The sequence below is a fragment of the Terrisporobacter vanillatitrophus genome (assembly GCF_051148895.1).
Classification (GTDB): Bacteria; Bacillota; Clostridia; order Peptostreptococcales; family Peptostreptococcaceae; genus Terrisporobacter; species Terrisporobacter vanillatitrophus.
Genome location: NZ_CP154625.1, coordinates 402599 through 422554 on the forward strand (window position 1 = coordinate 402599; position 19956 = coordinate 422554).

Below are 19956 nucleotides of genomic sequence, written 5' to 3' on the forward strand. Positions count from 1 at the left end.
AGATTGGAATAAAAAATAGGTAGTAGGAGGGTTAAATGAAATATTATGAGTTAATGTATAACCATAGAAATTCACATAACTGTATTAGTTGTGAAAAAGGAAATTTAGGTAAAATAAATGAATATATAGTTACTATAGGTCAGTATATATACAATTGGGAAGATCATATTGAATTTAAGTATAATCCAAATAACGGAGAATTATTTACTGATTATTTATTTAATATTTATGGGTGGTTGGTTGTATCAGATAAATTTATTGGTTTATGTGATGAATATATTAATGCCGATGTTCAATATCTGAACATAAATATAAAAAATGAATTAGATAATAGTATTACATCATCATATAAAGTTATTAATATATTAGATATTGTAGATGCAATTGAATTAGAGTATTCAGATTATAGTGAATTTGAATTAGATAACGAAAAATTTATATCAATTACTAAATATGCAATAAACGGTGAAAAGGTAAGTGGACATCATATTTTTAGATTAAAAAATAGTACTATACCAATATTTATTTCTGAAAAAATTAAGTCTATTATTGAACAAAATAATCTGACAGGATTTGATTTTTTAGAAATAAAGAGCTTATAAAAATAAAATAGATATAATTGTATTAAATATTAGAATAATAGGAGAGATAGTTATAATGCTTACAAAAAAGTTTTATGCATGGTTAAATAATCATTTAGAAAAAATGCCAATAAATGTTATTGCTGTAAACTTTAATTTATATGAAGGTGAATACAAGACATATGATATTCAATTAATTGGATCAGATATATTTAATGAGGAAGATGATGATTGGGCATGTGACGAAATATTTTCCACGGAAGAAAGTTTATTTTCTATACCAATATATGATGATATATCAGATTGGACAGAGGGTATGACATTTATAAAAAAAATGATAGAAGAGTACATGAAAGTAGGAGAACACTCTAATAAGCTAATCCAATTACAGGCTGTTGGATTAGGATTTGTTGATGGAGATATTGAATTAATATACTTAAACAAGAATAGATAGTATAATAAATGAAGTAGAATGCTACACTTACCATGCAGCAAACCGCAGGAACAATGCCATGTTTACAATAGATTAAAGGAGAAGTATTAAACATACCTTGTGATATACTAGAATTTCTTAATGTAGAAATCCCAGTATATAACGATGCGTGTTTAGCATCTACATTTTATAAAGAATGGGTTGAATATTGTGGTAACAAGGCAAAATTAAATTATTGTATGGGGTATAAAGTTCCATTATTTTTAGGTGGCGAAGATGATATATCTAATTTAGAAGAAATTGATATGGAAGTTTATTGGTCCGTAACTGGACAACTGAATAGTCAGTGTTAACGGAATAAAGAAATAAGATATAATACATATTTCATTTAGGTTTAATAAAATTTAAAAATAAATGCATTCTACTTGTAGGACGATTAAGTATAAAAATTAGGTAGAAAAGTGTACTATCAAATTGAAGTATGTTAAAAAACTATGAACTTGATTAAAACTTAATTCTTCAACTAGGATACTAGGGAATCGGAGAAGAAGATAATGAATGAGATATTATTTAAGGAATCTATTAAAATTGTAAAGTTAATATATAACAATGAGTTTAAAAAAATAAATAGTTTAGGTTATTGCAAAAAAATAAATGTTGATGATATTCAAAGGATATTATATGAATATGGAGGAATCCTGGACAAGGTAGATGAAGAAAAGTACAAAGAATTTTTTGAGTATATAGAAGTAAATAACACAAAGAAATATATGACTTACTTAGACTTATTTATTGATGGAGAAAGAAGTGATTTGACATTATTATGTGAAATATACGTTAATGATAATGATATCAAAGTGATTATTGATGATTTGCATGTAATGTAATTAGTTATGAGATTCTAATATATTATAACTAGCCCAAGTCTCCTATTTATTTTAAGATATACTTTAGAATGTTATATGAAGGTTTACTGATATATAACTAGACGATTTAAGAAATTAATGTTTTAAAAATTTGATATAAGAAAAATAAATAAAAAAATCCATACATGAAAAGACGTATACATATAGAAATCCAAAACTAAGAGAAGGTACAAGAAGACAACAATTAGCAGCAAATATAAGAGAATTAAGAGGCTTATTAAAAGGAGATGGACTATGAACTATAAGGAAATTTTAGATTTTTTAAAAGAAAACCAACCTTTTCCAGACGATACAAACATAAAAGAATATGAAATAAATATGTATGCAGATGCTGTAAAATATTTAGACGAAGTATATTGTGATGAAAAATGTATACCATTACTATTAAATTGTTTTGGAGATTGGTTTACATATGATATAAATAAACATGTAGAATTTATCATATGCAAATTTGATAAAGAAGCAGTGTTGCCACATTTAAGGGGAGCATTAAGAAGTAATAATAAATATGTGAGGTATTGGGCATGTCAATATGCTATGTTATTCCCAGATGAAAGCCTAATAGAGGGTTTAAAAGAAATCATAAATAATAGAAAAGAAAATGATAATGACACAAGATTGTCAGCAGTTACAGCGTTAACATTTATAAATAATTCAGATGTTAAATTTTATTTAGAAAAAATGGATTTAAAGTGTGAAGATAATGAATTTATTGAACAATTTATGGAAATTTTGGATGAAGAAGGTTTTTCTAACATTTAATATAAATATATATATTTTTCTAGAATATGTTGATTTAGATGAATACCCTCCAGCTATGTTTGGTGAAGCTGGAAAAGGCGCTAGTGTTAGACCTATTAATTCTTCTGATAATAGAGAGTCAGGATCAACACTTGGTCACCAGCTAAGAAAACATAAGAATGGAACGAAAGTTAAGATGAAAATTGTTGAATAAGAGGACTAAAAACTATGTTAAATTTGTGGGAAAAAATAGTATATATATTGAATGAATCTAATAATAAGATAAGAATAGATAAACTTGATGAATATAATGCTTGTATTTTAAATAGGATGGGAATAGATGAACATTCTGCGTTAGGTCAAGTGGTGGCAAACACTTATGGAATTACTGTAAATGGATATATTAGAATTTTGGGTTCTGGAAATGGAGTTACATCTTACAATATCATAGACTACAATATCGAACTTGAAAAATATTTTGATAGTGGAAAACTAATAGTAGCAAATGATATATTTGGAGGATTATTTGCAATAAATGCTGAGAATCAAAATTATAATAGTGGTGACATTTGGTATTTTGCGCCAGATACATTAGAGTGGGAGAATCTTGAAATGACTTATATTGAACTATTAGAGTTTGTATCGAGCGAGGATATAAATTTATTTTATGAAAATTTTAAGTGGAGTCAATTTGAAAAATATATACAAGGAATAAATTATAATCAAGGTATTTTAATTTATCCTTTTCTATGGTCAAAAGAATGCAATATAGAAAAAGTAGATAAAAAAATAGTACCATTTAGCGAATTAACCTTGATAAATATTGATTATAGAAATAAATTTAAAAATGAATATAATTAAAAATTATTTTTATATTATATACTAAAGTATCTGAGTAAAGAGAAATTTCATTTTGAATACTATTAGATAAAAATAGGATGGATATATATTAGTATATTCACAATGAGATATTGTATAATTGATTAGCAACAAGGACTTCGTATTTGAATTTACCCTAGGGATGCAATTATTTATAGTTTATGCCAATAACTTGCTATGATATGCAATTAGATCCAACAGATTACTCAAAATCAAGAGGTACTCACTTCAGAAAAGCAAGTAAAGAATTATATGCAGATATTATGAAAAATAGTAGTTTAAATAGTAATAAATAGAGCAACACATCGTAAAACAGGTCATAAAGGTGGATTTAGTATATGGGGACCTGGAAAATAGAATGGAAGAAAAATTTTATGGAATGGAATTGTTACGAAAATAATATTATAACAGAGGATATGATTAAAGAGATAGAAGAATACTTTAATATTAGTTTTCCTCAGGATTTTTTAGATGTAATAAAAAATTATGATTGCGGTCATCCGCATCCAAATGCAATCAATATTGATGGATATGAGGAAATACTTAGTAATATAGTAAGTTTTTGCGAGAATCATACTAGTTATATAATTAATATTTTTGAGGATATAGAAGATTTTAAGGATAAGAGATTAATACCTATAGCAGAAGATCCATTTGGAAATATATTTTGTTATAGAATGAAAAATAATGGGATTGATATTGTATTTTGGGATCATGAGAATAATGAAGAAAAGTATGTATGTAATAAATTTTCAGAACTTCTTGCCTTATTGTATGATTAAAAGTTGGATAGAAAGATATGAGGAAAAATAAAATGAATGAAGATTTTATTAAAAGTGTTTATAAAACTATAGTACAAGAAAATAAGGAAATATATATAGATTTACTTAATAATACTAATAAGGATGAAGTAAGTAATGAATACTGGAAACAATCATCAAAGCTATACAATGAATTATCACAAGATAGAAAAGATGTATTTATCAGTATTATAGAGCAAATAATAGTTGACACCGTATCAAATATGTTCGGTATAATTGATGGGAGTAGTACACTTCATGGATGCAATGCTGAACCTAAATTATTATTAGATGGTAATGATACTGAGGGTGAGTTACAAGATTTATTTTTAGAATATGTAGAAGATGTAGAGTAATACAGAATTATATTTATATTAAATATTAAAGATAAAAACATTGATTTAAATGTTTTTAGATGAATGAAAACAGGGAGTATGCATAATTGATTGTTTATTCTCTATTTTTTATAATTAAAAAATTTATAATATGACATAGTAATTGAGTTTTACTATAGAATAATTATAGTTATTGATAAAATATCACTTAAGCAAGTTCTCGTAAGCTAAATAGAGAAAATTACAATAAATAGTAAAGGTGAAATATTTAATGATTCAAAAAATAGAAGAAATAAAGTTAGATAAGTTAAAAGAAGGATGTTTATTAGCATCAATTGCTCATGCAGTAATGGTTGGAGAGTATCCAGAATTATCAAATGAACATTCGTGGGATGGCATAAATTATAGTACACAAGATTCTGCTGGATGCAGAGGAACAATAACTTTTTTTGAGGATAAAGTGGTTGCAGTATTTCAAGATTATAACGAAATTAATTATAATAGTTATACAGAAGAATTCGTATGTAAAAGTTTTGAAGGAGCAGATGAATCAATTATAGAAATTGCACAGAAAGAAGCATTACAATATGTATTAGAAGATGTTAACGGAAAAATAATGCCATACATATCAACTGCTTTTTGGGGGGACAAAGGACAAGTATGGTCAAATAGTGACTATGAAAATTTGATGAAAAAGAGTGGAAATATAATTGAAAATCACCTGCTAAGCTTGAATGAGGGCTTAGATGTTTGGCAAGAATATTATGATATGTCACAAGAACAGAGAAATTTAGTAGAGTCATTATTTAATAAAAAAATCCTAATAGGTGATAAAGATATAGTACTTACAAAAGAGGAAGTAAAGAAATTAGTAGACTTTTTTGGAGAAGAGATATGTGAATGTGAAGAGTCGTTAAATGAACTCTCAATATATCTAAAATAATATTTTAAAATTAGTGTATAATTATTTTAATTATTCTATGTCCAAAATTTTTTTGATAATTTACCTCATTATGTTATAAATTTTTTACCGGCTATTATAAAGAATTTGTAAGAAAAAAATGCAAAATTCTATTGTATAATATTGGTAATTGACAAATTAGGGGGAAATATATGAATAATAAAAAGAAATTATTAGTAAAAATTATGACTGGAGCGTTAATAATCACATCATTAACATCGAATAGTTCTTATGCAATAGAACAAAATAACTTTGAACATTTTAGCGTTGAACCTATAAGTTATAATATAGAAATTGACAAAGACCTTAATACTGAGAAAGAGATAACATTTACAGATCAAGAAGTATATGATGCATTAAAGAAACAAGGTTATGATGTAGATAAAGTATTAAGAGAAAGTAATCAAAATAACTTCAAAATGCTTAGAGCCTCTAAAAACTCTAATGGGGTAAATAAAATAACGTGGAGAAAAGATGGAGGGTTTGATTTATATTTATCAAAAAATTCACTTCTTGTAATTTCTGGTCTTGGAATAGGAGCAGTAAGTGCTTTATTTGGACCACTTGCACCTGCAGCAACAGCAATAATAGCATCAACAGTAAGCATGTATGCTGGAGGAAATATTTCATGCGGAAAAGTATTTAGATTTACAAAAGTAAAAATTGGCAAATATGATTATAAATATGCATACTTAAAAAGCTGGAATCAATAATTATAATAATTTTAGAAAGGAATGGTATGGATAGTTTAGAAGTGTCAAAGTCCTACAGGACGGTAATTCCTCTCCAACCTACTAGAGTTGAGATGATAGTATCCTTACCTCAGAGAATATGAAATTTTTTATAAAAATAGGAGTTTTTATTGCTCAAATTATTACTATATATTATTTTATTAAAGTTTTACCTAGACCTAAAATTAAAGAAAATAAAAAACGTATCTTTTTATTTTCTTCAATTTTATATTGGCTAATTTTTTCAGCCGTAAATATAGTATTTATATATCTTTACTCTATTTTAAGATAGTTAAAGAGTTGTATTAGTTAAACTTAGTTATTAAACAAAATATATTAATTCATACCCACCTATTAATATATTTTGTTTAATCTGTTTCTTTACTTTTGAAGAGTATTTTATTTTCTAATTCTTTCATTATTTCTATATCTTTTTCTATTAGATCCTTTATTATCCTAATGGTATTATTTTATTTTTCATATCTATTTTTTAAAGTTTTCTTCTTTGACTGTGCTTTCTTTCGTTACTCATTCAAGTTATATATGAATTTTGACGGATCCTATTAATAAGAAAGATAATCGTCCAATTGAGATACATCATAACCAGTAAAATCCTAATACACTATTTTTGAAATGCTACAGATATGGACAAAGAGTTGAAAAATCCCAACAGACTATGCATAAACTAGATTTTATATACTATAGGTAGATTAAATTACAAAAATATAATCAGATTTAGAGAATTTTTTCACAAACTGCCGGTAATCCTTGTTCATCAGGTTTTGTTCTTATAATATATACTAGAGTAATAAATATTCTCTCAATATTTCATTCATTAAATCTGGATAATCTGAAAATACACCATCCACATGAAGCTCTATCATTTCTCTCATTTCATTAGGTTTGTTAACAGTGTAAACAAATACTTTTATGTTATTTTCATGGGCCAAATCTACTACTTCTTTTGAAACTAATTGTTTTGAAATATTAATGCTATAAACATTTAATTTTTTAGCATGTTCAACAACATTAGCTTCTGGAGCATAGTCTCTTTCATACTCATAAAGAGCGCCATACCTAAATTTATTATCTAAGTTTTGTAAAATATTTAAGCACTTGTGATTAAAAGAAGAAATAAAAATTTTATCTTCAATACCATATTCTTTGATTAAGTCCAAAAGATCTTGTTCTAAATCATAGTGTATTAAATCAGTTTTTGCTTCCACATTTAAAATAATATTTTCATTTTTAATTAGCTGAAAAACTTCTCTTAATGTGGGGATTTTACAATCTTTATTTTCAATAAATTCAAATTTCCTACACATAAAGCTTTTCATTTCATCAAGTGTATAGTCTTTTATAAGTCCTTTACCTTTAAATGTTCTTTCCACATCTTCATCATGTATAACAACTAATTGTCCATCTTTGCTTTTATGAACATCTAATTCAATTCCATCTACACCTATTTCTAAAGCTTTTGAAAAAGCCAACATAGTATTTTCTGGGTAGTCACCACTAGCTCCTCTATGAGCAAAAACTTTCATTTTACATCCTCCTTTATGCTAAAATTAATTAAATTTAGTATAGTAGTTAAGAATGTTACCTGTCAACGCTTGCCATCTATTTAATATATATTCTACAATTTAGATAAGATCTTTGTTAATATATTGTTTAATATATATTATTGTAGATTTTGATGTATAATGAATTTATAAAAAGAAAATACTAATTGGATTTTAGGAAGGGATAAACTAAATAATTATGAGAGAGCTATTAGAATGTAATCCAATAATAGGGGCTATAAAAGATGATGAAGATTTACAAAAAGTTATAAATTCCGATTGTAATGTTGTATTTTTACTAAATGGAGACATTTTAACATTAAAAGAAAAAGTAAATATACTTAAGCTAAATAATAAAAGTGTATTTGTCCATTTAGATATGATAGGGGGCATTTCCAGTAATCCTGTAATTGTAAAATACTTAAAGGACGAATTTCATATAGATGGAATAATAACAACAAAGACAAGTTTAGTAAAAAAAGCATTAGAAGAAAATATGAATGTAGTACAAAGAATATTTTTATTAGATTCTATATCCTTAAAAACTTCTATGGAGAATATAAGAAGAGTAAAACCAAGTGCAATTGAAATTATGCCTGGTGTAATTACTAAAGCAGTTAAAAGATTGCATAAAGAATTTCCAGATTTACCTATAATTTGTGGTGGACTAATTGATGAGAAACAAGAAATTATTGATGCACTAAAATATGGAGCTATGGCAGTATCTACTACAAAAAAAGAATTATGGTAATATTGTAATAAAAGTAGTGACAAAAGGATTTCATTTGAATATAATGGTTAGTATAGAAGAAAATTTTAAACAGAAAAATAATAAAAGTTAATATATATGGCGGGAGAACAGAGAGCCTTTTCTATAAGTAATTATAGGGAGACTCTCTGTTTTTTTGTGGACAAAAAGGAGGCAATAATATGTTTGATGTAGCAATTATAGGTGCTGGAATCTCAGGAAGTGCAATAGCTAGACAACTATCAAAATATGATTTAAAAACAGTAGTTTTAGAAAAAGGTGTGGAAGTTTGCCAAGGTACAACTAAGGCAAATAGTGCCATAGTACATGGGGGATTTGATGCAAAAGAAGGAACATTAAAGGCTAAGCTAAATGTTCTAGGTTGTAAAATGTACCCAAGCATTTGTGAAGAATTAAGTGTTGAATATAAAAATAATGGATCATTAGTTTTAGCTTTTAGTGAAAATGATATGAAGCATATACATGAGCTATATGAAAGAGGATTAAATAATGGTGTAAATGACATTGAAATAGTAGATGGAGAAAAGGTGAAAGAAATAGAGCCCAATGTTAGTGAAGATGTGGTTGGAGCACTTTGGTGTAAAAGCTCTGGAATCGTTTGTCCATTTAATTTCAACATAGCTCTTATGGAAAATGCCATTACAAATGGTGTTGAGTTAAAACTGGAAAGTGAAGTTTTAAATATAAAAAAAATAGAAGAAGAAAATTACTTTGAAATAAAAACAAATAAAGAAATTATAAAATCAAAATATGTAATAAATGCAGCTGGTGTATATTCAGATAAAATTAATAACCTTATTGGTGGAAATGAGTTTTATATTATACCAAGAAAGGGCGAATACAAGATTTTAGATAAATCTGAAGGAAATAAAGCAAATCATACTTTATTTACTTGCCCAACAGAAAAAGGAAAGGGAGTACTGGTAACTAAGACAGTTCATGGGAATTTATTAGTAGGACCAAATGCCCAAGAGGTGGAAAGAGATGATGTAACTACAAGCAAATCTGGATTAAAAGAGATTATGAATGGTGGAAGAAAATCTGTTACTAACATAGATTTTTCAAAAACAATAACATCTTTTGCTGGAGTTAGAGCTACACCAAGTACAGGAGACTTTATGATATTTAAATCAGAAGTAGCTAAAGGATTTATAAATGTAGCAGGAATAGAATCGCCAGGACTAGCATCAGCGCCTGCCATAGCTTTATATGTGGAAGATTTATTAAAAGAAGTAATGCATGAAGATAATAAAGAACTAGAATTAAATAAAAATTTCAATCCAATAAGACTAAAAAACAAGCCTTTTATGGAAATGATGCCAATGGATCAAAAAGAGATCTTAAGTAAAGATGAAAAATATAAAACTATAATCTGTAGATGTGAAAATATTACAGAAGGAGAAATAGTTGATGCTATAAATAGACCTTGTGGAGCAAGAACTGTAGATGGTGTAAAAAGAAGAGTTAGACCTGGAATGGGAAGATGCCAAGGCGGGTTCTGTGGACCAAAGGTTGTTGAAATTATAGCAAGAGAATTAAATATTACACCAGAAGAAGTTCTAAAAGACTATGAAAATTCAAAGATGTTAGTTGGCAAAGCTAAGGAAGTAAGGGGTGAGACTGTTGAAGTATAATGTGATTGTAATTGGAGGCGGTCCAGCAGGTCTTGGAGCTGCTGTTGAAGCAAAGAAAAATGGAGCACAAAAAGTATTAATAGTAGAAAGAGATAGAGAACTAGGTGGAATTTTAAATCAATGTATTCACAACGGATTTGGGTTACATGAGTTCAAAGAAGAATTAACAGGACCAGAATACGCAGGTAGATTCATTCAAATGGTAGCAGAAAATAATATAGATCATGTGTTAAATACAATGGTACTTAGTATAGATGACGATGGAGAAAACAAAGTAGTAAGAACTTTAGGAGAAAATGGCTTAGAAGAAATAAAAGCCGATGCTATAGTTCTTGCCATGGGATGTAGAGAAAGAACTAGAGGAGCAATAGATATTCCAGGGTACAGACCAGCAGGAGTTTATAATGCAGGAGCAGCACAAAGATATATGAACATGGAAGGCTATATGGTAGGTAAAAAAGTAGTTATTTATGGTTCAGGAGATATAGGGTTAATAATGGCAAGACGTATGACTTTGGAAGGTGCAGAAGTTAAATGTGTTGTGGAAATAAATCCTCACTCTAGTGGATTAACTAGAAATATAGTTCAATGTTTAGATGATTTTAATATTCCTTTAAAATTACAAACATCTATAAACTACATACATGGAAAAGACAGGGTAGAAGGAGTAACTTTAGCTAAGTTAGATGAAAATAGAGAAGTTGTACCAGGAAGCGAAGAATTTATAGAATGTGACACTTTACTTCTTTCTGTAGGATTAATCCCAGAAAATGAACTTTCTACTAATGTGGGAATAGAACTAGACAGAAAAACTAGTGGACCAATTGTGGATAGTAGTATGTCTACTAATAAAGAAGGAATTTTCGCCTGTGGAAATGTTGTTCATGTTCATGACTTGGTTGACTTTGTTACAAAAGAAAGTAGAATAGCAGGAAGAGAAGCTGCTTTATATGTGAAAAATAAAAATGAAAGATTAAGTAAATTAGATCATAAAAAAATAAACACTGTGGCAGGAGATGGAATATCTTATATTGTTCCACAAAGTTTAAACATAGACTCAGAAGAAGAGATAAATCTATTTATGAGAGTAAGAAATATTTGCAACAATAAGAAGTTAGTTGTTAGAAGTGGAGACCAAGTTATATTAGAAAAGAAAAGACCTCATATGATACCGTCAGAAATGGAAACTTTAAAAATAAACAAAGAAAAGTTAGCTAATATAAAGGAAGAGATAAGTATTTGTGTGGAGGAGATATAATTATGAAAAGAGAAATAACTTGTATAGTATGTCCTAAAGGATGTCAAATGATAGTTAATAATATAGATGGACAATATATAGTAGAAGGAAATAGTTGCATTAGAGGATCAAAATATGGTGTGGATGAAGTTACTAACCCAAAAAGAATGATAACTTCTATAGTAAGATTAGAAGGAGCTTATTTAAATATGCTTCCAGTAAAAACATCATCATCTGTGCCAAAAGATTTAGTTTTTGAAATAATGAACATATTATCAACAATAAAAATCACTGCTCCAGTAAAAGTTGGAGATATAATCGTAAAAAATGTATTAAATACAGGAGTAGATATAGTAAGTACTAAAACAATAAATAATATATGTGAGTCTTATAGAAAAGAAGAATTAAGAAAAATTTTATAAAAAATATGAAAAATAATTAATATAAGCCTATGAATTTTAGAAAAAAAGAAGAAAAATTTCTAAAAATCATAGGCTATTTTTATTTCGTTTTTATAGAAAGTTTATTGTTAATAAATAAACTTAGATATAATAAAAAAATTGTAAAAATGTAAAATACACATATTTATAAAAAAGGATAAAATTCTTTTTAAAAGGACAAAATAAGTTACATGAATCAAAGGTGCTTTTTTGTCAAAGATTAAAATAAATTTACTTAAAAAAATGTAAAAAATCACTTGAAAAATCATTTTCAGTAAGGTACAATAAAATTATCTTGTGGGACATAAAGTAACCATAAGGGACACAAAAAGTCCCTATTATTAAATCAAGAGGATATAATAATGAAAAGTTTATTAAAAATTCAGCAAAAGTTAATTCCTGAAGTTATTGACATTATGACAAAGAGATATTTGATTTTAAGAGAAATCTCTTTAAGCCAACCAATAGGAAGACGAGCTTTAGCAACAAATCTACAAAGTGGAGAGAGAATCATAAGATCAGAAACAGAGCTTTTAAAAAATCAAGGTCTTATAGATGTAAACTTAAAAGGTATGACTATTACTGAAGAAGGTCAAGAAATATTAAATGCTCTAAAAGATAGCATGAATGATGTAATAGGACTTAATTCTCTTCAAGAAGAACTTAGACACGTTCTAGGTATCAAAAAAGTCTTGCTAATACCTGGTAGCTATGAAAAAAACAACAGTTTACTAAAAGATATTGGCAAACAAGCGTCTAAGTATTTTTTAAGTGTACTTAAGGATGAAGACATAGTTTCAATTGCAGGTGGAAGTACAATGCTTGAATTTGCTAAATCAATTAAATGTGATAAAAAATTTAGCTCTACAGTAGTAGTTCCAGCAAGAGGTAGTGTTGGTCTCGATGTTGAGACACAATCAAACAATGTAGTAGCAGAAGTAAGTAAGAATATACATTCAATGTATAAATTACTAAACATACCAGATGAGCTTGGTGAAGAGTCAATAAAAACTCTTACACAAGAACCAGAAATAAATAAAACATTGCAATTAATACAAAATTCCAATGTGCTAGTATTTAGTATTGGTAGAGCAGATGAAATGGTAAAAAGAAGAAAATTATCAGATGAAAAAGCAAAAGAGATAATGGACAAAGAAGCTATAGGTGAAGCCTTTGGTCATTACTTTAATAAAAAAGGGGAAATTGTTTACAAGTTAAATACAGTGGGAGTTGATATGGAATCTTTTAAAAATAAAAGAGAAACAATAGCTGTATTTGCGGGGAGAAAAAAAGCAGAAGCTTTTATTCCAATTTCCAAACTAAACAAGAATATAGTTCTTGTTACAGATGAAGATAGTGCAAGAAGAATTCTTGAACTTGCTGTAAGTAACTAGCTTGTCTAGTAAAAAATATAATGAAAATTACACCATATAGGAGGTATATCAAATGGTTAAAGTAGCAATCAATGGATTTGGTAGAATAGGTAGATTAGCATTAAGAAAATTAATGGAGCAAACAGAGGAGTTTGAAGTAGTTGCAATAAACGACTTAACTGACGCTAAAACATTAGCTCATTTATTCAAATACGATACAGCTCAAGGTAGATTCAACGGTGAAATAGTTGTTGAAGAAGGTGCTTTCGTAGTAAACGGGCAAAAAATAAAAGTTACAGCTGAAAGAAACCCAGCTGACTTACCATGGGCAGAACTTGGAGTAGATATAGTATTAGAGTGTACTGGATTCTTTACTTCTCAAGAAAAAGCTGGTCTTCACTTAGAAGCAGGAGCTAAAAAAGTTGTTATATCTGCACCAGCAACTGGTGATGTTAAAACTGTAGTTTTCAACACTAACGAAGATATATTAGATGGATCTGAAACAGTTATATCAGGAGCTTCTTGTACAACTAACTGTTTAGCACCAATGGCTAAAACTTTAAATGATAAATTCGGTATAGAAAAAGGTCTTATGACTACTATACATGCATATACAAATGACCAAAATACTTTAGATGGCCCTCATCCAAAAGGTGACTTAAGAAGAGCTAGAGCTGCAGCAGGAAACATAGTTCCTAACACTACAGGAGCTGCAAAAGCTATAGGTTTAGTTATACCAGAATTAAAAGGTAAATTAGACGGAGCTGCTCAAAGAGTTCCAGTTGTAACTGGTTCATTAACTGAATTAGTTTGTACATTAAAGAAAAATGTAACAGTTGAAGAAATAAATGCTGCAATGAAAGAAGCTGCTAACGAATCATTCGGATACACTGAAGAATACTTAGTATCTTCTGACATAATAGGAATAAGCTACGGTTCATTATTCGATGCAACTCAAACAAGAGTTATGGAAGTTGACGGAAAGCAATTAGTTAAGACTGTTTCTTGGTACGACAATGAAATGTCTTATACTTCTCAATTAATAAGAACATTAGGATACTTCGCTAAATTAGCTAAATAGTATAACATAAAGTCCGGGTTTGTAGTTTTATGCTACGGGCTCCGGACTTTTTTTTAACAGTGAATAGTATAAAAAATAAAGAATAAATTTAAAAATATAAAGTGATATACCAAAAGGGGAATAGTATAACATAATATATGCAAATATAAATATATAGTATGTACAAATCAGTGGGGAAAGATATATAATAGATACGGAATAACAATAACGAAAGGAGATTGTATTATGTCAATGTTAAACAAAAAAACAATCGAAGATATAAATGTAAACGGAAAAAAAGTATTAGTAAGATGTGATTTCAATGTTCCATTACAAGATGGAAAAATAACTGATGAAAATAGATTAAATGGAGCTCTTCCAACTATAAAATACTTAATAGAAAATGGAGCTAAGGTTATACTTTGCTCACATATGGGAAAACCAAAAGGAGAACCTAAACCAGAATTATCTTTAGCACCGGTAGCTACTAGATTATCTGAAATGTTAGGGAAAGAAGTAGTATTTGCTGCTGATGACAATGTTGTTGGGGAAAACGCAAGAGCATCAGTAGAAAAAATGGAAAATGGTGATGTAGTATTACTACAAAACACTAGATATAGAAAAGAAGAAACTAAAAACGAAGAAAACTTCTCTAAAGAATTAGCTTCACTAGCAGAAATATTTGTAAATGATGCTTTCGGTACTGCTCATAGAGCTCACTGTTCAACAGTAGGTGCTGGAGAATTCTTATCTGAGAGAGCTTGCGGATATCTAATCCAAAAAGAATTAAAGTTCTTAGGAGAAGCAGTAGCAAATCCAGTAAGACCTTTCACAGCTATACTTGGAGGATCAAAAGTATCTGACAAAATAGCAGTTATAAACCAATTATTAGAAAAAGTTGATAATATAATAATCGGTGGAGGAATGGCTTATACATTCTTAAAAGCTGAAGGATACGAAATAGGAACTTCTTTATGTGAAGAAGATAAAGTTGATTACGCAAAAGAAATGTTAGAAAAAGCTAAAGAAAAAGGTGTTAACTTCTTATTACCAGTTGACTCAAGAGCAGCTGCTAAATTTGCTGCAGATGCAGAGGTTGTTGTAACGCAGGATCAAAACATACCTACAGGTCACATGGGACTTGATATAGGACCTAAATCAGAAGCTAAATTCGTAGATGTTGTAAACAACTCAAAAACAATAGTATGGAATGGACCAATGGGTGTATTCGAGTTTGAAGCTTTCGCTAAAGGAACTTTAGCAATAGCAAAAGCTATGGCTAACCTAGAAGATGCTACAACTGTAATAGGTGGTGGAGATAGTGCTGCTGCTGTTAACCAATTAGGATTCGGAGACAAAATGACTCACGTTTCAACTGGTGGTGGAGCGTCACTAGAATTCTTAGAAGGAAAAGAATTACCAGGAATAGTTGCTTTAGATAACAAATAATATTGAAAGTGGAGGAATAACCATGAGAAGACCTATTATTGCGGGAAACTGGAAAATGAACAAAACGATAGCAGAAGCTGTTGAATTTGTTAATGATATAAAGGGTAAATTAAATGATGAAAGTGTAGATGCTGTAATATGCGCTCCTTTCACTATGTTAAAAGACTTAAAAGAAGCTACAAAAGGAACTAATGTAAAAGTTGCTGCTCAAAACATGCACTTTGCAGACAATGGAGCATTTACAGGAGAAGTATCTCCAGCAATGCTTAAAGAATTAGATATGGACTATGTTGTAATAGGTCACTCAGAAAGAAGAGAATACTTCAACGAAACTGATGAAACTTGCAACAAAAAAGTATTAAAAGCTTTAGAAGTTGGAATAGATCCAATACTTTGCTGTGGTGAAACATTAGAAGAAAGAGAAACTGACAAAACTAAAGACGTTGTTAAAACTCAAGTAGTTGCAGGTCTTGCTAATGTTAAAGCTGAAGATCTAGCTAAAGTTGTTATAGCTTACGAACCAATCTGGGCTATAGGAACTGGAAAAACTGCTACTGCAGAGCAAGCTAACGATGTTATAGCTTATATAAGAGAAGTAATAGCTTCTTTATATAAAGAATTAGCTAATGATGTTAGAATACAATATGGTGGAAGTGTTAAGCCAGGAAATGTAGTAGAAATAATGGGACAAAGCGATATAGACGGTGCATTAGTTGGTGGAGCTTCTTTAGAGCCAGCTGATTATATAGCACTTGTAAATTATCAAGGAGTGAAATAGTTAATGAAAAAACCAATAGCTTTAATCATCATGGATGGATTTGGACACACTACTAAAGCAGAAGGTAGCGCTATAGACAAAGCTAATATACCTAACATAAATAAATTAGTAGAAGAATATCCAAATACATTAATAAATGCTAGTGGTCTTGATGTTGGACTTCCAAATGGACAAATGGGTAACTCAGAAGTTGGGCATACTAACATTGGTGCAGGAAGAATAGTATATCAAGATTTAACTAGAATAACAAAATCAATAGAAGATGGCGATTTCTTCAAAAACGAAGTATTATGCCAAGCTATGGAAAATGGAAAAGAAAAAGCACTTCACATTATGGGATTATTATCTGATGGTGGAGTACATTCACATATAGATCACCTAAAAGCTTTATTAAAAATGGCAGATGATAAAGGTGTAGAAAAAGTTTATGTTCATGCATTTACTGACGGTAGAGATACAGACCCTCAAAGTGCTATTCACTATGTAAGAGAAATAGAAGATTACATGGAAGAAATAGGATGCGGTGAGTTTGCTACTGTAAACGGTAGATATTACGCAATGGACAGAGATAAGAGATGGGAAAGAGTTGAAAAAGCATATAATGCTATGGCATTAGGAGAAGGAGAAACTGCTTCTTATGCAAGTGAAGCTGTTGAAAACTCTTATAAAGCAGGAAATAATGATGAATTCATATTGCCAACTGTTATAACTAAAAATAATGAACCAGTTGGAAAAATATGTGACGGAGATTCTATTATATTCTTCAACTTTAGACCTGATAGAGCTAGAGAAATAACTAGAGCTATAGTAAGTGATGAATTTAGCGGATTTGAAAAATCTCCTATAAAATGTTTCTTCGTATGCTTAACAGAATACGATGTGACTATACCAAACGTGCATATAGCATTTTGTCCAGCATCATTAAATAATACTATAGGTGAGTACTTAGCTAAAAATAAAAAGACTCAACTTAGAGCTGCTGAAACTGAAAAATATGCTCACGTTACATTCTTCTTCAACGGTGGTATAGAACAACCAAATGAAGGTGAAGATAGATTATTAATACCTTCTCCAAAGGTTGCAACTTATGATTTACAACCAGAAATGTCTGCACCAGAGTTAGTTGAAAAAGTTATGTCAAAAATAGATGAAGATAAATACGATTTTATAGTAGTTAACTTCGCAAATCCTGATATGGTTGGCCATACAGGAATTATGGAAGCAGCTGTTAAAGCTGTTGAAACTGTAGATGATTGTGTTGGTAAATTAGTGGATAAGTTAAACTCAGTAGGTGGTAGTGCAATAATAACTGCAGACCATGGTAATGTTGAACTTATGGTAGACTCAGAAACTAAAAAAGTTATAACAGCACACTCAACAAACCCTGTTCCATTTATACTAACAGGTGAAGAATTTAAAAATGCAAAATTATTAAGTGGTGGTAGACTATCAGATATAGCTCCAACAATACTTGATATGATGCATTTAGAGAAACCAGAAGAAATGACTGGTCACTCATTAATAAGTAAATAATTTTCAAAGATTAGGTGTATATCACCTAATCTTGAGAATTTATATAATAATAAATTAACCTAATTTGTTAAAAAATAAAAAATATGATAAAAAGATTGCTAATTTAGAAAAAAAAATTATATTTATAATAAAAATTTAAAATAATAATAAAGAAATTTATGAACTTACCCATCAATAAGTATAATAAATTTTAAAATTACACATTTTAAATTTGAAATTATAAGTTAGCAAATAAATTATTTAAATTGAAGGGAGAAATACCATGTCAGTAATAGAATCAGTATATGCAAGAGAAGTCCTAGACTCAAGAGGAAATCCAACTGTAGAAGTTGAAGTAGTTTTAGAATCAGGTGCAGAAGGTAGAGCTATAGTTCCATCTGGAGCATCTACAGGAGCTTTCGAAGCTGTTGAATTAAGAGACGGTGACAAAGGAAGATACTTAGGTAAAGGTGTTCAAAACGCTGTTGATAACGTAAACAACATAATAGCTGAAGAATTAGAAGGAATGGAATCAACTGATCAACCAGGTGTTGATGCATTATTAATAGAATTAGACGGAACTCACAACAAAGGTAAATTAGGAGCTAACGCAATACTTGGTGTATCTATGGCTGTTGCTAGAGCATCTGCTGAAGAATTAGGATTACCATTATTCCAATACATAGGTGGAGTAAACGCTAAGCAATTACCAGTTCCAATGATGAACATAATAAACGGTGGAGAGCATGCTGATAACAACGTTGACGTTCAAGAATTCATGATATTACCAGTAGGAGCTCCTTCATTCAAAGAAGCTTTAAGAATGGGTGCAGAAGTATTCCACTCTTTAAAATCAGTTTTAGCTGCTAATGGATTAGCTTGTGGTGTAGGTGATGAAGGTGGATTCGCTCCAAACTTATCATCAAACAGAGCTGCTTTAGAATTAATAGTTGATGCTATAGCTAAAGCTGGATACGAGCCAGGAAAAGACGTTATGTTAGGATTAGACGTTGCTGCTACAGAAATGTACAACAAAGAAACTAAAAAATACGTTTTAGCTGGAGAAGGAAAAGAATTAACTGCTGCTGAAATGGTTGAATTATACGAAGATTGGTCTACAAACTTCCCAATAATAACTATAGAAGATGGATTAGATGAAGAAGATTGGGATGGATGGAAGTTATTAACTGAAAAATTAGGAAATAAAATACAATTAGTTGGAGACGATTTATTCGTTACTAACACTGAAAGACTTGAAAGAGGTATAGAATCTGGTGTTGCTAACTCTATATTAGTTAAAGTTAACCAAATAGGTACTATAACTGAAACTTTAGATGCTATAGAAATGGCTAAAAGAGCTGGATACACTGCAGTAATATCTCATAGATCAGGAGAAACTGAAGATACTACTATAGCTGACTTAGCTGTAGCTGTAAATGCAGGACAAATAAAAACTGGTGCTCCATCAAGAACTGATAGAGTTGCTAAGTACAACCAATTATTAAGAATAGAAGAAATGGTTGGAGACTGTGCTAGATACTGTGGATTAAACTCTTTCTACAACTTAAAGAAATAAGTTATAAAATAAAGAGATTAATATAAATAAAAATCCTAGCCACTTGCAGTACTAATTACTGTATGGCTGGGATTTTTTTAACTTAATATAATAAAAAAACTGTACATTGTATACAAATCATGTGTATAAGGGAATATATATGGGAAAACGTATTTTTATTTGCTATGCATAATTTCTAT

Annotated in this window: 23 protein-coding genes; 22 read left to right on the forward strand and 1 reads right to left on the reverse strand. The window is 29.2% G+C overall.

From position 1 onward, the window contains the following. The first annotated feature begins 35 nt into the window (after window positions 1–35). From TVTCOM_RS02210 to TVTCOM_RS02265, 12 genes are all read left to right on the forward strand, one after another. On the forward strand, window positions 36–602 hold the full coding sequence (locus TVTCOM_RS02210; protein ID WP_434798220.1) for an imm11 family protein: 567 nt from the start codon (window positions 36–38) through the stop codon (window positions 600–602). 55 nt (window positions 603–657) lie between these two features. Continuing rightward, window positions 658–1035, forward strand: a complete 378-nt coding sequence (locus TVTCOM_RS02215) for a hypothetical protein (protein WP_434798221.1) — start codon at window positions 658–660, stop codon at window positions 1033–1035. Between the two features lie 218 nt (window positions 1036–1253). Further along, window positions 1254–1367, forward strand: a complete 114-nt coding sequence (locus tag TVTCOM_RS02220; protein ID WP_434798222.1) for a T6SS immunity protein Tdi1 domain-containing protein — start codon at window positions 1254–1256, stop codon at window positions 1365–1367. Between the two features lie 201 nt (window positions 1368–1568). Then, complete coding sequence (locus TVTCOM_RS02225; protein WP_434798223.1) at window positions 1569–1901, forward strand: DUF7668 domain-containing protein; 333 nt, start codon at window positions 1569–1571, stop codon at window positions 1899–1901. A 273-nt stretch (window positions 1902–2174) separates the two neighbouring features. Then, the gene (locus tag TVTCOM_RS02230) at window positions 2175–2702 is read left to right on the forward strand and encodes a HEAT repeat domain-containing protein (protein ID WP_434798224.1); all 528 of its coding nucleotides are present in this window, start codon (window positions 2175–2177) and stop codon (window positions 2700–2702) included. After that, a complete protein-coding gene (locus tag TVTCOM_RS02235; RefSeq protein ID WP_434798225.1) occupies window positions 2677–2895 on the forward strand; it encodes a NucA/NucB deoxyribonuclease domain-containing protein in 219 nt (72 codons plus the stop codon). The genes TVTCOM_RS02230 and TVTCOM_RS02235 overlap by 26 nt, the downstream gene beginning before the upstream one ends. 14 nt (window positions 2896–2909) lie before the next feature. Next, window positions 2910–3542, forward strand: a complete 633-nt coding sequence (locus TVTCOM_RS02240; RefSeq protein WP_434798226.1) for a DUF2625 family protein — start codon at window positions 2910–2912, stop codon at window positions 3540–3542. A gap of 179 nt (window positions 3543–3721) precedes the next feature. Next, window positions 3722–3856, forward strand: coding sequence for a hypothetical protein (locus tag TVTCOM_RS02245; RefSeq protein ID WP_434798227.1), 135 nt, complete (start codon window positions 3722–3724; stop codon window positions 3854–3856). A 42-nt stretch (window positions 3857–3898) separates the two neighbouring features. Further along, entirely contained in the window at window positions 3899–4342 is a 444-nt protein-coding gene (locus TVTCOM_RS02250; protein ID WP_434798228.1) for an SMI1/KNR4 family protein, read from the forward strand. 17 nt (window positions 4343–4359) lie between these two features. Continuing rightward, a complete protein-coding gene (locus tag TVTCOM_RS02255) occupies window positions 4360–4716 on the forward strand; it encodes a hypothetical protein (protein WP_434798229.1) in 357 nt (118 codons plus the stop codon). A 250-nt stretch (window positions 4717–4966) separates the two neighbouring features. Then, window positions 4967–5638, forward strand: coding sequence for a hypothetical protein (locus TVTCOM_RS02260; protein WP_434798230.1), 672 nt, complete (start codon window positions 4967–4969; stop codon window positions 5636–5638). Window positions 5639–5808: 170 nt separating this feature from the next. Then, complete coding sequence (locus tag TVTCOM_RS02265; RefSeq protein WP_434798231.1) at window positions 5809–6369, forward strand: hypothetical protein; 561 nt, start codon at window positions 5809–5811, stop codon at window positions 6367–6369. 818 nt (window positions 6370–7187) lie between these two features. Here TVTCOM_RS02265 and TVTCOM_RS02270 read toward each other — a convergent pair. Further along, window positions 7188–7931 (reverse strand): glycerophosphodiester phosphodiesterase, encoded by a 744-nt coding sequence (locus TVTCOM_RS02270; protein ID WP_434798232.1) that lies wholly within the window; start codon window positions 7929–7931, stop codon window positions 7188–7190. A gap of 217 nt (window positions 7932–8148) precedes the next feature. Between TVTCOM_RS02270 and TVTCOM_RS02275 the strand changes: the two genes are divergently transcribed. From TVTCOM_RS02275 to eno, 10 genes are all read left to right on the forward strand, one after another. Then, window positions 8149–8700, forward strand: coding sequence for a glycerol-3-phosphate responsive antiterminator (locus tag TVTCOM_RS02275; protein ID WP_434798233.1), 552 nt, complete (start codon window positions 8149–8151; stop codon window positions 8698–8700). 179 nt (window positions 8701–8879) lie between these two features. After that, window positions 8880–10352: an NAD(P)/FAD-dependent oxidoreductase gene (locus tag TVTCOM_RS02280; RefSeq protein WP_434798234.1), complete on the forward strand. Its 1473-nt coding sequence runs from the start codon at window positions 8880–8882 to the stop codon at window positions 10350–10352. Then, window positions 10339–11610 carry an NAD(P)/FAD-dependent oxidoreductase gene (locus tag TVTCOM_RS02285; protein ID WP_434799709.1) on the forward strand — a complete coding sequence of 424 codons (1272 nt, stop codon included), beginning with the start codon at window positions 10339–10341 and terminating at the stop codon, window positions 11608–11610. Before TVTCOM_RS02280 ends, TVTCOM_RS02285 begins: the two co-directional genes overlap by 14 nt. 2 nt (window positions 11611–11612) lie before the next feature. Continuing rightward, entirely contained in the window at window positions 11613–12011 is a 399-nt protein-coding gene (locus TVTCOM_RS02290) for a DUF1667 domain-containing protein (RefSeq protein WP_434798235.1), read from the forward strand. A 380-nt stretch (window positions 12012–12391) separates the two neighbouring features. After that, window positions 12392–13423: a sugar-binding transcriptional regulator gene (locus TVTCOM_RS02295; protein ID WP_434798236.1), complete on the forward strand. Its 1032-nt coding sequence runs from the start codon at window positions 12392–12394 to the stop codon at window positions 13421–13423. Window positions 13424–13475: 52 nt separating this feature from the next. After that, window positions 13476–14483, forward strand: coding sequence for a type I glyceraldehyde-3-phosphate dehydrogenase (gene gap / locus TVTCOM_RS02300; protein ID WP_434798237.1), 1008 nt, complete (start codon window positions 13476–13478; stop codon window positions 14481–14483). 225 nt (window positions 14484–14708) lie between these two features. Next, window positions 14709–15911: a phosphoglycerate kinase gene (locus TVTCOM_RS02305; protein WP_434798238.1), complete on the forward strand. Its 1203-nt coding sequence runs from the start codon at window positions 14709–14711 to the stop codon at window positions 15909–15911. Between the two features lie 22 nt (window positions 15912–15933). Then, complete coding sequence (gene tpiA / locus TVTCOM_RS02310; RefSeq protein WP_434798239.1) at window positions 15934–16689, forward strand: triose-phosphate isomerase; 756 nt, start codon at window positions 15934–15936, stop codon at window positions 16687–16689. 3 nt (window positions 16690–16692) lie between these two features. Next, on the forward strand, window positions 16693–18222 hold the full coding sequence (gene gpmI / locus TVTCOM_RS02315; RefSeq protein ID WP_434798240.1) for a 2,3-bisphosphoglycerate-independent phosphoglycerate mutase: 1530 nt from the start codon (window positions 16693–16695) through the stop codon (window positions 18220–18222). A gap of 262 nt (window positions 18223–18484) precedes the next feature. Then, window positions 18485–19777, forward strand: coding sequence for a phosphopyruvate hydratase (gene eno / locus TVTCOM_RS02320; protein ID WP_434798241.1), 1293 nt, complete (start codon window positions 18485–18487; stop codon window positions 19775–19777). Window positions 19778–19956: the final 179 nt, after the last annotated feature.

What these genes read in the sequence shown, in the direction of transcription:
- TVTCOM_RS02210 (WP_434798220.1), top strand. Translation starts at nt 36, where the DNA reads ATGAAATATTATGAGTTAATGTATAACCATAGAAATTCACATAACTGT.
- TVTCOM_RS02215 (WP_434798221.1), top strand. Translation starts at nt 658, where the DNA reads ATGCTTACAAAAAAGTTTTATGCATGGTTAAATAATCATTTAGAAAAA.
- TVTCOM_RS02220 (WP_434798222.1), top strand. Translation starts at nt 1,254, where the DNA reads ATGGGGTATAAAGTTCCATTATTTTTAGGTGGCGAAGATGATATATCT.
- TVTCOM_RS02225 (WP_434798223.1), top strand. Translation starts at nt 1,569, where the DNA reads ATGAATGAGATATTATTTAAGGAATCTATTAAAATTGTAAAGTTAATA.
- TVTCOM_RS02230 (WP_434798224.1), top strand. Translation starts at nt 2,175, where the DNA reads ATGAACTATAAGGAAATTTTAGATTTTTTAAAAGAAAACCAACCTTTT.
- TVTCOM_RS02235 (WP_434798225.1), top strand. Translation starts at nt 2,677, where the DNA reads ATGAAGAAGGTTTTTCTAACATTTAATATAAATATATATATTTTTCTA.
- TVTCOM_RS02240 (WP_434798226.1), top strand. Translation starts at nt 2,910, where the DNA reads ATGTTAAATTTGTGGGAAAAAATAGTATATATATTGAATGAATCTAAT.
- TVTCOM_RS02245 (WP_434798227.1), top strand. Translation starts at nt 3,722, where the DNA reads ATGCCAATAACTTGCTATGATATGCAATTAGATCCAACAGATTACTCA.
- TVTCOM_RS02250 (WP_434798228.1), top strand. Translation starts at nt 3,899, where the DNA reads ATGGGGACCTGGAAAATAGAATGGAAGAAAAATTTTATGGAATGGAAT.
- TVTCOM_RS02255 (WP_434798229.1), top strand. Translation starts at nt 4,360, where the DNA reads ATGAGGAAAAATAAAATGAATGAAGATTTTATTAAAAGTGTTTATAAA.
- TVTCOM_RS02260 (WP_434798230.1), top strand. Translation starts at nt 4,967, where the DNA reads ATGATTCAAAAAATAGAAGAAATAAAGTTAGATAAGTTAAAAGAAGGA.
- TVTCOM_RS02265 (WP_434798231.1), top strand. Translation starts at nt 5,809, where the DNA reads ATGAATAATAAAAAGAAATTATTAGTAAAAATTATGACTGGAGCGTTA.
- TVTCOM_RS02270 (WP_434798232.1), bottom strand. Translation starts at nt 7,931, where the DNA reads ATGAAAGTTTTTGCTCATAGAGGAGCTAGTGGTGACTACCCAGAAAAT.
- TVTCOM_RS02275 (WP_434798233.1), top strand. Translation starts at nt 8,149, where the DNA reads ATGAGAGAGCTATTAGAATGTAATCCAATAATAGGGGCTATAAAAGAT.
- TVTCOM_RS02280 (WP_434798234.1), top strand. Translation starts at nt 8,880, where the DNA reads ATGTTTGATGTAGCAATTATAGGTGCTGGAATCTCAGGAAGTGCAATA.
- TVTCOM_RS02290 (WP_434798235.1), top strand. Translation starts at nt 11,613, where the DNA reads ATGAAAAGAGAAATAACTTGTATAGTATGTCCTAAAGGATGTCAAATG.
- TVTCOM_RS02295 (WP_434798236.1), top strand. Translation starts at nt 12,392, where the DNA reads ATGAAAAGTTTATTAAAAATTCAGCAAAAGTTAATTCCTGAAGTTATT.
- gap (WP_434798237.1), top strand. Translation starts at nt 13,476, where the DNA reads ATGGTTAAAGTAGCAATCAATGGATTTGGTAGAATAGGTAGATTAGCA.
- TVTCOM_RS02305 (WP_434798238.1), top strand. Translation starts at nt 14,709, where the DNA reads ATGTCAATGTTAAACAAAAAAACAATCGAAGATATAAATGTAAACGGA.
- tpiA (WP_434798239.1), top strand. Translation starts at nt 15,934, where the DNA reads ATGAGAAGACCTATTATTGCGGGAAACTGGAAAATGAACAAAACGATA.
- gpmI (WP_434798240.1), top strand. Translation starts at nt 16,693, where the DNA reads ATGAAAAAACCAATAGCTTTAATCATCATGGATGGATTTGGACACACT.
- eno (WP_434798241.1), top strand. Translation starts at nt 18,485, where the DNA reads ATGTCAGTAATAGAATCAGTATATGCAAGAGAAGTCCTAGACTCAAGA.